Annotated in this window: 15 protein-coding genes; 13 read left to right on the top strand and 2 right to left on the bottom strand. The window is 44.2% G+C overall.

Going from position 1 to position 14,298, the window contains the following annotated elements; genetic code table 11:
• Window positions 1–86: 86 nt before the first annotated feature.
• From xseA to metG, 12 genes are all read left to right on the top strand, one after another.
• Window positions 87–1,427 (top strand): exodeoxyribonuclease VII large subunit, encoded by a 1,341-nt coding sequence (xseA, locus tag LIZ08_RS01880; RefSeq protein ID WP_227038153.1) that lies wholly within the window; start codon window positions 87–89, stop codon window positions 1,425–1,427.
• Window positions 1,405–1,617 carry an exodeoxyribonuclease VII small subunit gene (locus LIZ08_RS01875; RefSeq protein ID WP_003006013.1) on the top strand — a complete coding sequence of 71 codons (213 nt, stop codon included), beginning with the start codon at window positions 1,405–1,407 and terminating at the stop codon, window positions 1,615–1,617. Before xseA ends, LIZ08_RS01875 begins: the two co-directional genes overlap by 23 nt.
• Window positions 1,614–2,489 carry a polyprenyl synthetase family protein gene (locus tag LIZ08_RS01870; RefSeq protein WP_227038152.1) on the top strand — a complete coding sequence of 292 codons (876 nt, stop codon included), beginning with the start codon at window positions 1,614–1,616 and terminating at the stop codon, window positions 2,487–2,489. Before LIZ08_RS01875 ends, LIZ08_RS01870 begins: the two co-directional genes overlap by 4 nt.
• Complete coding sequence (locus LIZ08_RS01865; protein ID WP_227038151.1) at window positions 2,482–3,300, top strand: TlyA family RNA methyltransferase; 819 nt, start codon at window positions 2,482–2,484, stop codon at window positions 3,298–3,300. The genes LIZ08_RS01870 and LIZ08_RS01865 overlap by 8 nt, the downstream gene beginning before the upstream one ends.
• Window positions 3,290–3,724: an arginine repressor gene (locus tag LIZ08_RS01860; protein ID WP_003006022.1), complete on the top strand. Its 435-nt coding sequence runs from the start codon at window positions 3,290–3,292 to the stop codon at window positions 3,722–3,724. Before LIZ08_RS01865 ends, LIZ08_RS01860 begins: the two co-directional genes overlap by 11 nt.
• A 6-nt stretch (window positions 3,725–3,730) precedes the next feature.
• On the top strand, window positions 3,731–5,389 hold the full coding sequence (recN, locus tag LIZ08_RS01855; RefSeq protein WP_049486558.1) for a DNA repair protein RecN: 1,659 nt from the start codon (window positions 3,731–3,733) through the stop codon (window positions 5,387–5,389).
• Between the two features lie 20 nt (window positions 5,390–5,409).
• Complete coding sequence (locus LIZ08_RS01850; RefSeq protein ID WP_021152788.1) at window positions 5,410–6,138, top strand: metallophosphoesterase; 729 nt, start codon at window positions 5,410–5,412, stop codon at window positions 6,136–6,138.
• A gap of 89 nt (window positions 6,139–6,227) precedes the next feature.
• A complete protein-coding gene (locus LIZ08_RS01845; RefSeq protein ID WP_045759182.1) occupies window positions 6,228–7,061 on the top strand; it encodes a DegV family protein in 834 nt (277 codons plus the stop codon).
• A gap of 110 nt (window positions 7,062–7,171) precedes the next feature.
• Window positions 7,172–7,447, top strand: coding sequence for an HU family DNA-binding protein (locus LIZ08_RS01840; protein ID WP_003006038.1), 276 nt, complete (start codon window positions 7,172–7,174; stop codon window positions 7,445–7,447).
• Between the two features lie 603 nt (window positions 7,448–8,050).
• A complete protein-coding gene (locus tag LIZ08_RS01835; RefSeq protein WP_003006041.1) occupies window positions 8,051–8,497 on the top strand; it encodes a Fur family transcriptional regulator in 447 nt (148 codons plus the stop codon).
• A 144-nt stretch (window positions 8,498–8,641) separates the two neighbouring features.
• A complete protein-coding gene (locus LIZ08_RS01830; protein WP_003006059.1) occupies window positions 8,642–9,334 on the top strand; it encodes a phosphoglycerate mutase in 693 nt (230 codons plus the stop codon).
• Between the two features lie 214 nt (window positions 9,335–9,548).
• Complete coding sequence (gene metG, locus LIZ08_RS01825) at window positions 9,549–11,540, top strand: methionine--tRNA ligase (protein WP_070450347.1); 1,992 nt, start codon at window positions 9,549–9,551, stop codon at window positions 11,538–11,540.
• Between the two features lie 505 nt (window positions 11,541–12,045).
• Here the strand turns inward: metG and LIZ08_RS01820 are convergent.
• Both LIZ08_RS01820 and LIZ08_RS01815 read right to left on the bottom strand, forming a co-directional pair.
• Window positions 12,046–12,252, bottom strand: a complete 207-nt coding sequence (locus tag LIZ08_RS01820; RefSeq protein WP_003006064.1) for a helix-turn-helix domain-containing protein — start codon at window positions 12,250–12,252, stop codon at window positions 12,046–12,048.
• A 10-nt stretch (window positions 12,253–12,262) separates the two neighbouring features.
• The gene (locus tag LIZ08_RS01815; RefSeq protein WP_003006066.1) at window positions 12,263–12,784 is read right to left on the bottom strand and encodes a DUF2975 domain-containing protein; all 522 of its coding nucleotides are present in this window, start codon (window positions 12,782–12,784) and stop codon (window positions 12,263–12,265) included.
• A gap of 248 nt (window positions 12,785–13,032) precedes the next feature.
• Between LIZ08_RS01815 and LIZ08_RS01810 the strand changes: the two genes are divergently transcribed.
• Window positions 13,033–14,295: a DUF6287 domain-containing protein gene (locus LIZ08_RS01810; protein WP_227038150.1), complete on the top strand. Its 1,263-nt coding sequence runs from the start codon at window positions 13,033–13,035 to the stop codon at window positions 14,293–14,295.
• Window positions 14,296–14,298 lie beyond the last annotated feature (3 nt).

The raw sequence follows: 14,298 nt of genomic DNA, 5'->3' as shown, positions 1-14,298 counted from the left end.
ATTCATGATTTCGCTTTGTCTGCCAGCCTTTTTTGGTGTTTTTTGGTATAATTAAACTTGATCATATTCTGTAGAAAGGAGTTCCTATGTCCAACTATTTATCCGTATCCAGTCTGACCAAATACCTCAAGTTAAAATTTGATAAGGACCCCTATTTGGAGCGGGTCTATTTGACAGGTCAGGTCTCAAATTTTCGGAAACGCCCCAACCACCAGTATTTCTCTCTAAAGGATGAAAAGGCTGTGATTCAGGCGACTGTTTGGGCTGGGATCTATAAGAGTTTTGGCTTTGAGCTAGAAGAAGGCATGAAGATCAACGTCATTGGTCGGATTCAGCTTTATGAACCAAGTGGGAGTTATTCCATTGTCATCGAAAAGGCGGAGCCAGATGGGGTAGGGGCCTTAGCCATCCAATTTGAGCAACTTAAGAAAAAGCTGACCGAAGAAGGGCTTTTTCAGGATCGGTGGAAGCAAGCTCTACCACAATTCCCAAGAAAGATCGGGGTGGTCACTAGTCAAAGTGGGGCCGTGATTCGCGATATTATCACAACGGTGAGCCGTCGTTTTCCTGGTGTGGACATCGTGCTCTACCCGACCAAGGTCCAGGGAGAAGGCGCTACAAGTGAGGTGGTTGCTAATATCCAGAAGGCCAATGCTCGGACGGACCTAGATGTCTTGATCATCGGTCGTGGGGGTGGTTCGATTGAAGACCTCTGGGCCTTTAATGAAGAGCCGGTTGTGCGGGCTATTTTTGAGTCTAGGATTCCCATTATTTCCAGTGTGGGACATGAGACAGACACGACTCTAGCCGATTTTGTAGCGGACCGACGAGCCGCTACTCCGACAGCAGCCGCTGAATTAGCCACTCCGGTGACGAAATTAGATCTCTTGTCGTATTTACAAAAGCAGGAGAATCGCATGGCAACAGCCATGTCCAATCGTTTAGCCTATAATCGTGAACGTTTGGCCAAATTAAGTCAATCGGTTATTTTTAGACAGCCCGAGAGACTCTATGATGGCTACCTGCAAAAGATTGACCAGTTGCAATTGCGATTGAAACAAGGGATGCGCGAAGTTTATGGACAAGGGGACATTCAGCTGCAAGGTCTGCGCCATCGTCTAGAGGCTATGTCTCCTTTGCATCGTATCGAACGTTATCAAGACCGTATCTTCCAAGATAAGAGACTCTTAACCAGCCGCATGGAACAAGTCCTAAAAGAGCAAAAGATCAAGGTTCAAGGCTTATCAGAAGCCCTCTTGATGCTGGATACTAGTCGGATTATTGCGCGTGGCTATGCCATGGTCAAGCAAGACGATCAGATCTTGGATTCGGTTGCGAACGTAAAAGAAGGAGACCCGCTGTCCCTCATCATGAGAGATGGCCAGTTAGAAGTAGAGGTAAAACATGTCGAAAGAAAAGAAATTTGAAGAAAATTTAGCAGATTTGGAAGCCATCGTCCAAAAATTGGAGAGTGGTGATGTGGCTCTTGAAGAAGCCATTACAGAATTCCAAAAAGGAATGAAGTTGTCAAAAGAATTGCAAGATACCTTGGATCAAGCAGAGAAAACCTTGGTCAAGGTCATGCAAGCAGATGGTACTGAAGCGGATCTAGCATGAGACAAGAAGAAAAACGAAATAGAGTAGAGCAAGCGATTCGCTCTTTTTATGAAGAAAAATCCATCGCTCCCCATTTAGTGGACTCGGTCCTGTATTCGATCCAAGCAGGTGGAAAACGCCTACGCCCAATGCTTCTTCTAGAATTGTTAGAAGCCTTCGGACAGGAGTTGACAGAGGCTCATTTTCAAGTGGCAGGGGCTTTGGAGATGATCCACACAGGAAGCCTTATCCATGATGATCTACCGGCCATGGACAATGACGATTACCGTCGGGGGCAATTGACCAACCACAAGAAATTTGGAGAAGACTTGGCGATTTTAGCAGGAGATGCACTTTTCCTCGATCCCTTTGGAATGATTGTTGCGAGTGACCTTTCAGATGCAGTCAAGGTCTCTTTGATCCTTGAGTTATCAGATGCTTCCGGTAGTCGCGGAATGGTAGCTGGCCAAGTCCTTGACATGGAAGGGGAGCACAAACAACTCACACTAGCAGAGTTACAGACCATCCATGCTAATAAGACAGGACGCCTCCTTGCCTATCCATTCATCGCGGCAACCTCGATTTTAGAGTTGCAAGCAGACATTGGTCAGCTCTTAGAAAAAATCGGGAAAACATTAGGCCTGGCTTTTCAAGTACGGGATGATATTTTGGATTTGGTCGCTGATTTTGAAGTTTTGGGTAAGACCCCTCAAAAGGACTTAGTAGCAGAAAAATCGACTTATCCAGCCCTCTTGGGATTAGAAGAATCAAAAGCTTTGCTTACAAGCCAATTAGACGTTTGCGAGGACTTGTTGGATCAGATTACAGCTGCTTGCGACTTTGATCCGCAAGCAATCAAGAAATTAATAGAAGGATTACGAATAGATGGCTAAGGAAAGAGTGGATGTATTAGCCTATAAACAAGGCCTATTTGATACCCGCGAACAAGCCAAAAGAGGGGTGATGGCAGGCCTTGTCGTTGCCGTTATCAATGGTGAGCGCTTTGATAAACCAGGTGAAAAAATTGATGAAGCGACCGAGTTGAAATTAAAGGGTGAAAAGCTCAAGTATGTCAGCCGCGGCGGACTCAAATTAGAAAAAGCCTTGAACCAATTTGGCTTAACTGTAGAGGATAAAATTGCGATTGATATTGGAGCTTCTACAGGTGGCTTTACAGATGTCATGCTGCAAAATGGAGCCAGCCAGGTCTTTTCGGTGGATGTCGGGACCAATCAGTTGGCCTGGAAATTGCGCAATGATCCTCGGGTAGTCTCGATGGAACAGTTCAATTTCCGCTATGCCCAACCAGATGATTTTGAAGCGACACCGAGCTTTGCGAGTATCGATGTCAGCTTTATTTCCTTGGACTTGATTCTGCCAGCCCTTCATCGGATTTTGGCAGAAAATGGACAAGTGGTTGCGCTAGTTAAACCTCAGTTTGAGGCAGGACGTGAGCAGATTGGGAAAAATGGGATCATTAAGGATCCTAAGATTCATTTAGCGGTTCTTGAAAAGGTCGCTACATTTGCAGGAACTCATGGCTTTTCTGTAATGGGAGTGGATTATTCCCCTATCCAAGGAGGCCATGGCAACATCGAATTTTTGATGTATCTAGAAAAAAAAGAAGAGAAAATAAAGCCAACGACAGAGCAGCTGGAGGCTGTTGTGGAGCTGGCACATAAGGAATTTAAACATGAAGAGTAAGAATATCAGATTAGAAAAAATTCGTCGCTTTATTCGCGATCATGAAGTTGGGACCCAAGAAGAGATCGTCGAACATTTGAAAGAAGAAGGCATCTCAGCAACCCAAGCGACGGTATCACGGGATATCAAAGAATTGGGCATCGTAAAACGCCCTCTGAAAGATATGACCTATGTCTATGAATTGCCACGTAAGCACCACCAAGGGATCGGGATGATCGAAAGCAATATTTTGTCTCATCGTCGCATGGGAGAATATGTCAATTTCACCATGGTTCCAGGGACAGCGCCTTTAGTCAAACGTCGCTTGCGGGAGATTTATAAGGAGCATATCTTTAGTATTGTTGCAGATGATGATACGATCTTACTGATCGCCTATTCCGCACCTGAAGCAGAGAATATCCTCAAATCAATCTTTGGGTGGTAAGAGCCTATGCTATTAGAAATTTCGATTAAGAACTTTGCCATTATCGAAGAGATTTCCTTAAATTTTGAAAAGGGAATGACGGTACTGACAGGGGAAACAGGTGCAGGGAAATCCATCATTATCGATGCCATGAACATGATGCTGGGAAGCCGTGCAACGACGGATGTCATTCGACACGGAGCCCCAAAAGCAGAAATCGAAGGTCTCTTTACCGTTGAGAGCAATCGCCACTTGACGTCGCTTTTTGAAGAACAAGGACTAGAGTGGACCGATGAATTGATCATTCGCCGAGAGATCCTGCAAAATGGACGAAGTGTCAGCCGGATCAATGGTCAGATGGTGAATTTATCGGTCTTAAAGGCAGTCGGTCAACATTTGGTGGACATCCATGGCCAGCATGATCAGGAAGAACTGATGCGGCCCCAATTGCATATCGCCATGCTGGATGAATTTGGGGATGCAGCCTTTTTCCAAACCAAAGATGCTTATCGTCAGACCTTTGAAGATTACAAACGCCTGCGCAAACAAGTGGTGGAACTCCAGCGCAACCAGCAGGAAAACAAGGCCCGTATCGAGATGTTGGAGTTTCAAATTGCAGAGATTGAGGCAGCTGCCTTGGAAGTGGATGAGGACCTGCATCTGGAGCAAGAACGCCAACGCCTGCTCAATCACAAGATGATTGCTGATACCCTAACCAATGCCTATACCATGCTGGATGCAGAAGAGTTTTCGAGCCTCTCCAATGTTCGCTCAGCCATGAATGATCTGGAAAGCATTGAAGAATATGATCCGACCTACAAAGAGCTCTCAAGCCAGTTATCGGAAACCTTCTATGCCCTTGAGGATATTACCAAGCGCTTAGAAGATGTGGTCGATGGTCTGGAGTTTGATGGCAATCGCCTCATGCAGGTGGAATCGCGTTTGGATTTGATCCATTCTATCACGCGCAAGTATGGTGGCCAAGTCAAGGACGTCTTAGAATACCTGGCGCAAATCACCAAAGAATATAGCCTCCTCACCGGAAGTGACCTCTCGTCTGAGGATATGGAAAAAGAACTCAAACGTCTAGAAAAGAGCTTGGTCATCTTGGCTCAAGATTTGAGTGATCAGCGGCATACTCTGGCCCAAGCTTTGGAAAATGAAATCCAGCAAGAATTGGCAGACCTCTACATGGACAAGGCGCGTTTTCAAGTGCGCTTCAGCAAGTCTAAGTTTAATCGTGAGGGAAATGAAGCTGTCGAATTTTACATTTCGACCAACCCAGGAGAGGACTTTAAACCTCTTGTCAAGGTAGCATCCGGCGGAGAATTGTCACGCTTGATGTTGGCCATTAAGTCGGCTTTTTCTCGAAAAGAAGGAAAAACCAGTATCGTCTTTGACGAGGTGGATACAGGGGTCTCTGGGCGCGTGGCTCAAGCCATTGCAGCGAAAATTCATAAGATTGGTCAAAATGGCCAAGTGCTTGCCATTTCTCACCTGCCTCAAGTCATCGCTGCAGCAGATTATCAATTCTATATTGAGAAAATCAGTGATGAACACTCAACTGTCTCTACTGTGCGTTTGCTCAATAGAGAAGAACGAATTGAAGAAATTGCCAAGATGCTGGCAGGAGAGGATCTAACGGAAGCTGCCCGTCAACAAGCAGAGCAACTTCTCAAGCGTTAAGAGAAAGAAGGTTTGAAACAATGTCAACATACTTTGTAGTCGGAGATATTCACGGAAAAGCACAAATGCTAGAAGAGCTCATGACAGAATGGGATGGAAAAGCTCAATTGGTCTTTTTAGGGGATTTGATAGATCGAGGCGAAAACAGCAAACGATCAATTGAAATCGTAAAGGACTACGTAGACCATCACGGAGCTGTTTGCCTTTCCGGGAATCACGAGTACATGTTTTTAGCCTGGTTGGACAATCCAGAAGAGCGTTATGACCACTACCGAAGAAATGGTGGCGATACGACTATCAACTCTCTGTTAGGCCGGCCGCTCGATGCTCCTGTAGATGGCATTGCGGATGCGCAAGCAGTAGAAAATGCCGTTCCTGACTTGGTGGCCTTCATCCGTAGTTTGCCTTTTGACTACGAGACAGAGACCTATTATTTTGTCCACGCTGGTGTGGATCTAACCCTTGAAAATTGGCGAGAAACCAGTGATTATCAAAAGGTCTGGATCCGAAAACCATTCCATGAAGCGGAGAATCATACAGGCAAATGGATCGTCTTTGGCCATACACCGGTCTATGGACTGCTCAATGAGCCAGTCGGTACCGAAAATCTTTGGATTTCAGATCAGAAAATGGGCGTCGATGGGGGCGCTGTCTTTGGTGGAGTCCTCCATGGATTGCTCTTGGATGATCAAGGCATTGTCCATGACCATGTCCTTCATAATACAGGTTTTTCTGCCGCAGACGACTGAGGAAGCAGGAATGGATATCTTTCACTGCAAAACCCCGTGTTTTTTGATATAATGAAAGCAGAACATTCTTAGGAAGAGTATAGAAATATATGGCAAATATTAAAATAGTTACAGACTCATCTATTACAATTGAGCCTGAAGTGGTTGAAGAATATGGCATCACCATTGTGCCACTTTCTGTTATGGTGGATGGAGTCCTTTATTCCGACAGTGAGTTGGGTGAGGGTGACTTCTTGCGCTTAATGCAGTCTAGCAAAAATCTTCCAAAGACCAGCCAACCACCCGTTGGAGTCTTTGCGGAAATTTATGAAAAACTAGCAGCAGACGGAGCTCATATCGTTTCAATTCATATGTCTCATGCCTTGTCAGGAACCGTAGAGGCGGCTCGCCAAGGGGCAACCTTGTCAGGGGCAGATGTGACCGTGATTGATAGTGGCTTTACAGACCAAGCTATGAAGTTCCAAGTGGTTGAGGCAGCTAAGTTGGCTAAAGAAGGAGCAGATCTAGACACCGTTTTAGCTCGTATTGAAGAAGTCAAAGAAAAGACAGAGTTGTATATCGGCGTATCTACCTTGGAAAATCTAGTTAAAGGTGGTCGGATTGGCCGTGTTACCGGACTTTTGAGCTCGCTTCTTAACATCCGTGTGGTGATGGAAATGAAGGACCATCAGTTGGAACCAATCGTCAAGGGCCGTGGAAACAAGACCTTTAAGAAATGGTTGGATGAATTGGTAGAGAAACTTTCCCATAGTAAGGTGGCTGAGATCGGTATTTCTTACGCAGGGACACCAGAATGGGCCAATGAAATGAAGGCTCAGTTGCAATCGCTCGTTGAAAAAGCAATCCCTGTTCTCGAAACTGGATCGATTATTCAAACTCATACAGGTGAGAATGCATTTGCAGTTTTGGTGCGCTACGAATAAGCTGAATAAATGTTTGAAAAAACAGGTTTAGTACTTGACCTAAAGGCTTTTTTTAGATATTATAGTACTGTTAAGGCGTAAAGCCTAAAAAAAATTGGAGGATTTGTTAAATGGCTAACAAACAAGATTTGATCGCAAAAGTGGCAGAAGCTACAGAATTGACTAAGAAAGATTCAGCAGCAGCTGTTGACGCTGTATTCGCAGCAGTTTCAGAATACCTTTCAAAAGGTGAAAAAGTTCAATTGATTGGTTTCGGTAACTTCGAAGTTCGTGAACGTGCAGCTCGTAAAGGTCGCAACCCACAAACTGGTAAAGAAATCAAAATCGCAGCTTCTAAAGTTCCAGCATTCAAAGCTGGTAAAGCTCTTAAAGAAGCAGTTAAATAATTGCATTTTGAAAAGCCATCCTAGATTTCTAGGATGGTTTTTTTGTTGGACAGCTCTATAGGATAAGGGTATAATAGGAAAAAAGAAAGAGAGAAAAGACCATGCGATTCATTTTAGGCCTCTTTGCCTTGTTGTTTATCCGACCTATTTTGTATCTATTGAAAGGGCTGTGGTTCGTACTGGAATTTTGCTTTATGATCCTCGTGGTCAAAATGATCCTAGGAACCGTGCGCTGGATGACCAGTTGGATCGGCTGAGAGTAGATGAATCTATTTCAGGCTCGTGAATCAATGTCCCCTGGACATAAACTCGCTTTTCGGTTTTCAGGCTCATGAAAAAAATGTCCCCCGGACAAAAACTCGCTTTTCGGTTTTCAGGCTCATGAATCAATGTCCCCCGGACAAAAACTCGCTTTTCGGTTTTCAGGCTCATGAAAAAAATGTCCCCCGGACATAAACTCGCTTTTCCATTTTCAGGCTCATGAAAAAAATGTCCCCCGGACATTTTTTTTAATTAAAAGCATTCTAAATAGTGATTTGTTTTGAAACATGATATAATAAGGGTAACGAATCGATTAAATCATATTGGAAAGGGGGGATCATAGTGAACGCATTGCATCGTCATGAAGAAGAGCGTGTGGAAGAAGTCTTGCAAAATTTGCGTGCTAAGGGCATTCGGATTACCGATACCCGCAGAGCAGTTCTTTCCTATTTAGTGGCGAGTCATGAACATCCAAGCGCTGAGAAGATCTATCGTGATTTATTGCCTCAGTTTCCAAGCATGAGTCTAGCAACTGTCTACAACAATATCAAGGTTTTAATTGATGAGGGTGTTGTTTCTGAGATCAAGGTTCGCAATGATACCACGACCTATTTTGATTTCATGGGGCATGACCATTTGAATGTGGTGTGTGAAAAATGTGGCCGTATCGCAGATGTGGACATTGAAGTCCCAGATCTGCGCGAAGAAGCAGCCAGTCAAAGTGGCTACCAGATCACCAAGACCCAGATGACCGTCTATGGCATTTGCCCTGACTGTCAGAAAAATTAATGTGAGAGAAATCAGAGCTGTCAGGCTCTTTTTTGTGAGAAATTGCACTTTTCTATGGTCGCCACTAGATTTTTTACTGAAAATCTAGTAGAATAAAATAGATAAACGGGGGAAACCTCGGAGAATAAAAAGGAGATCCATCTAATGGTAAAATTGGTTTTTGCTCGCCACGGTGAGTCTGAATGGAACAAAGCTAACCTTTTCACTGGTTGGGCTGATGTTGATTTGTCTGAAAAAGGTACACAACAAGCGATCGACGCTGGTAAATTGATCAAAGAAGCTGGTATCGAATTTGACCAAGCATACACTTCAGTATTGAAACGTGCGATCAAAACAACAAACCTTGCGCTTGAAGCTTCTGACCAATTGTGGGTCCCAGTTGAAAAATCATGGCGCTTGAACGAACGTCACTACGGTGGTTTGACTGGTAAAAACAAAGCAGAAGCTGCTGAACAATTTGGTGATGAACAAGTTCACATCTGGCGTCGTTCATACGATGTATTGCCTCCTGCAATGGACCGTGATGATGAACACTCAGCACACACTGACCGTCGTTATGCTTCACTTGACGATTCAGTGATTCCAGATGCTGAAAACTTGAAAGTGACTTTGGAACGCGCCCTTCCATTCTGGGAAGATAAAATCGCTCCAGCTCTTAAAGACGGTAAAAACGTATTCGTAGGAGCACACGGTAACTCAATCCGTGCTCTTGTTAAACACATCAAACACTTGTCAGACGACGAAATCATGGATGTGGAAATCCCTAACTTCCCACCATTGGTATTCGAATTTGACGAAAAATTGAACGTTGTAAAAGAATACTATCTTGGAAAATAAAAATATCCAGTGGATATTTTTATCCCGAGCCTGAAAACGCAAAAGCGAGGCAATTATAACGTGATTCGTTATCAATCATAGAAAGCTGACTTCGGTCAGCTTTTTTGCTTGTCTTCCTTAGATCCTAGCTGGTTTTGGGTTTTCAGTAACCCCTAAAAGTGTTATAATAGAGTGTTACTAAATTGGGTTCCATTAGCCCTGAAAGGAAAAGAAAATGACAAAATCATTCTACATCACAACCCCTATCTATTACCCATCTGGTAAATTGCATATTGGTTCAGCTTATACAACGATCGCCTGTGACGTCTTGGCGCGTTACAAACGCATGATGAACTACGATGTCTTCTACCTGACTGGTCTCGATGAGCACGGTCAAAAGATCCAGCAAAAAGCAGAAGAAGCTGGGATTACGCCACAAGCTTACGTAGATGGGATGGCCGTTGGAGTGAAAGAACTCTGGCAATTACTTGATATCTCATATGATAAATTCATCCGTACGACAGACGACTACCATGAAAAAGTAGTGGCTCAGGTCTTTGAACGCTTGCTTGCGCAAGACGACATCTACCTGGGTGAGTACTCTGGTTGGTATTCAGTCTCTGATGAAGAGTTCTTTACAGAAAGCCAATTGGCTGAGGTATTCCGTGATGAGAATGGCAAGGTCATCGGTGGGGTAGCCCCATCAGGCCACGAAGTAGAATGGGTCTCCGAAGAATCTTACTTCCTTCGCCTCAGCAAATACCAAGACCGCTTGGTTGAATTTTTCAAATCTCAACCGGATTTCATTACGCCAGATGGCCGTCTCAATGAAATGTTGAAAAACTTCATCGAGCCAGGCTTGGAAGACTTGGCGGTATCTCGGACTACCTTTACCTGGGGAGTTCCAGTTCCATCTAATCCAAAACACGTGGTCTATGTATGGATTGATGCCCTTCTCAACTATGTGACGGCTCTTGGTTACGGTCAAGAAGATCATGAAAACTTTGATAAATTCTGGAACGGAACCGTCTTCCACATGGTTGGAAAAGACATCCTTCGTTTCCACTCGATCTACTGGCCAATCCTTCTCATGATGTTGGATATCAAATTGCCAGAACGCTTGATTGCCCATGGTTGGTTTGTCATGAAAGACGGCAAGATGTCGAAGTCTAAAGGGAATGTCATCTATCCAGAAATGTTGGTGGAACGCTTCGGCTTGGATCCACTCCGTTACTACCTCATGCGTAGCCTTCCAGTTGGTTCTGATGGGACCTTCACACCAGAAGACTACGTGGCTCGTATCAACTATGAATTGGCCAATGACCTTGGAAACCTCCTTAACCGGACGGTAGCCATGATTAACAAATACTTTGGTGGTCAAGTTCCTGCTTATGTCGAAAATGTCACTGCATTTGATGCTGATTTGGCTAAGGTAGTTGAAGAAAACATCGCTGAATACCACAAGCAAATGAATGCGGTTGATTACCCACGCGCTTTGGAAGCCGTATGGAACATCATCTCTCGGACCAACAAGTACATAGATGAGACAGCGCCTTGGGTCCTCGCTAAAGAAGATGGCGACAAGGAACAATTGGCAGCGGTCATGGCTCACTTGGCAGCTAGCCTTCGTGTCGTGGCTCACTTGATCCAACCATTCATGATGAACACCTCAAACGCCATCATGGAACAACTTGGCTTGGGCTTGGACTTCGATCTTGAAAACTTGACCTTAGCAGGCTTCCCTGAAAATGTCACAGTGGTTGCCAAAGGAACTCCAATCTTCCCACGTCTTGACATGGAAGAAGAAATTGCCTACATCCAATCTCAAATGACTGCAGGCAAACCACAAGAAAAAGAATGGATTCCAGAAGAAGTGGAACTCAAGTCTGAAAAAGACGAGATCAAATTTGAAGACTTTGACAAGGTTGAAATCCGTGTAGCAGAAGTCAAAGAAGTGGAACGCGTCGAAGGATCAGACAAACTGCTTCGCTTCCGCCTAGATGCAGGAGATGGCGAAGACCGTCAAATCCTCTCAGGTATCGCTCAATTCTATCCAAATGAACAAGAATTGGTCGGCAAGAAACTCCAAATCGTGGCCAACCTCAAACCACGTAAGATGATGAAGAAATATGTCAGCCAAGGCATGATTCTTTCCGCGGAACACGGAGATCAATTAACAGTCTTAACAGTTGATCCATCTGTACCAAATGGAAGCATCATCGGCTAAACGATAGACAAAGAAAAAATCATCTAAAAAACTTTCCTTAGGTGAGTACGGACGTCAGCGAACTTCGAAGAAGTTCCATGACTTAGTTTTGGACCCTAGGTTCCAAAACTCCCGAGTGCTAGAAACACAATTGTTTCTAGCACTTTTCTCACGGCGGAAAGTTTCAGTAGATGATTGAATAATTCTAACGAATAAATTTTTTGATTTTTATAAAATTAATTTGATTTGTAAGGAAGAACAAATTGTCTACGCTCTCAAGCACTCCCGCGGGAGTGCTTTTGTTGTATTGATATGGTTCCTATCATTGAGTTTTACAAGGATGGTAGATGAGTCCTATTAGCAATGGATGTTAACGGAGACTTCCGCAGTGAGAAAAGAGTCTGAAACGGTATCATTTCAGACTCTCGGGAGATTTGAGACAGTAGGCTCAAATATTAGGTATGGAATCCCAAAGGGATTCGCTACCGTCCGTCCTCACCCAAGGAAGGTCTCAAATTATATTTTCCTATTCATCCGGCCGGTATTCTAGGATATCTCCTGGCTGGCAGTCGAGTTCTTTGCAGATGGCTTCAAGGGTGGTGAAGCGGATGGCTTTGGCCTTGCCTGTCTTGAGGATGGAGAGGTTGGCTGTCGTGATGCCGATTTTGTCGGCTAGCTCATTGGATTTCATCTTTCGCTTGGCCAGCATGACATCTAGATTGACGATAATCATGGTCCCCTCCTTAAATGGTCAGCTCATTTTCTTCTGCGATCTCAATCCCTCTCTCTAATATCTTGCCAGAGACCCAGACGATTGGAACGGCAAGGAGAAGCCCTGTGTTAAAGGTAAATTGGAAAGTGAAGGGAAGGAGATAAGCATTTCCACTGGTTTCAAGTGTGCCAGACATAAAGGACAAGACCAAGAGAATCTTCCAAGCTCGGTTGCAAAGATCAATGTTGGAGTGAGAAAAGATCTTTTCTTGGTAGAGATTTTGGAGGAAGCTGCGAATGGTGATGAGAAGGTAAATATAGATAGCGCTTGAGGCTAGTGGGAAGAGCAACTGCCAGAGAGGTTGCGGATGTTTGGGGAAGAGTTGGATGCCATTCACATCAAAGGACAAGCGTCCAGTTTGAATGAGATCTTTAAACACTCCCATCCGTGAAAGCAGGTGGACGACCAGTGCAGCCACAGTCATAAAGCCACAGAAGTAAATGAAAGCCGTCAAGACTTCAATGACATTTTTTAAGGTTTTTGAGTTTTTCATCGCAAGCCTCCTTGAAGTTTATTTATTTTTCACTTATAGTATACTCTTTATAAAAAAATAGTCAATAAAAAAGTATCGAAAAACGATAAAAAAATAACGATAAACAAAATATTATTTTTGAGAAACAGGTATTCTCTGCTAAGACTAGTCAGTTTAAACCTGGAAAACCACTATATAGAGGGGAATTTTACTATACTTTCGATTTAGGGTATACTAGTGTAAAGATCTTATTCCATGGAGGTAGTAAAATGAATCTTAAGTGGAAGAAAAAATACCTGGGGCCGATTTTGGGGCTGGTCGGAGCAGTTGTTCTGATCGGAGGAGTTTATCTCTACTCTAGCTCCAACATCCAACCAGACCATCAAAAGGAATTTAACCAGACTAGCAAGAAGGTCACCAAGCCAAAGGAAAAAGCTATTGACCTGAGTGGTGACTATGTCTCTAATGAACGGGATGAAGCCAAAATCGAGAAAAAAGGCAAGGCCTGGAAGATCGATTACCAAACAGCTGACGGCAAGGTATCCGCTGAATTTAGCACGGATTGGAAGGTCGAAGGGTCTAATAAAGTTTCGACAGGCAAGATGAAAAAGTCCGATGGCAATACAGACTTTACAGTCACTGTTCGTGTCTTTAAATACAAGACAGATAAGAAGCCTTTGATCACGGTCACCATGTCTGACAAAAATCCCGACCACGAGATGGTCTTTGCCAATCGGGAGGATTTTTTCAAATCGACAGATCCAAATGATGTCGTCCTTGATGGCAATCTCTCACCGTTTGAAGGTGCTTATTCCAATGATACCTATGAAAAGGAAATCGCAGATTCCGGTTTTAAACTTTATGGCTATACTCCAGAAGAATACTACCAAAACAAGACCAATGCCTTTCCAAGTATTGTAAATGGGGAGACTGGCTGGACTTTCTGGAGTGGAGGCACTCGGGCAAGTTACTTGTTCAATAAAGAAAAAGAGCCCAAGAAGCGAAAAGGCTATTATGAAGTTTATTTCACAGGGGCAAATGCGACTGCGATCCAAGGGCAGGAGCAAACCTTGTACTTGATCCCAGCGGGTGTGACAGGTCCTGACGGAGTAGCTTCCCAAGAACGTCGGATTCTCTTTGGGGATGCGGCCTACCGTGATTACCATCTAGAGTGGTGGAAAGCCTACCCGCAACCGAAAAAAGAGAAAGACTTGGATATTGCGGCCATTAACGGAGGCGACTTCTCTAGCTTAGCTGGAACTTGGCGCAATGGCAAGGGGGCTGAGATCGTCATCCAAGCAGACGGAAAAGTCAAGGGCCAAGGCAGCCTCAAGGCCGTTGCGGACTCAGATAAGAAGAGCAAGATCCCTTATGTTGAACTGAAGATGGGTGAGACCGGTGCGGCGATTGGACTGCTGAAAATTGGCTTCCAAAATCCAGATGGAGACCAGTCTGACACCAGTAAGGCCCGTCTGGTGGTGACTCAATCTGCAGGAAACTACCCAGCTGATCAATATTTCTACCGTCAATAAAAA

Source organism: Streptococcus sp. 210928-DFI.4.42 (assembly GCF_020554365.1).
GTDB lineage: Bacteria > Bacillota > Bacilli > Lactobacillales > Streptococcaceae > Streptococcus > Streptococcus parasanguinis_S.
The sequence above is the reverse complement of the archived record's forward strand: the minus strand, read 5'-3'. Positions and strand labels throughout refer to the sequence as shown.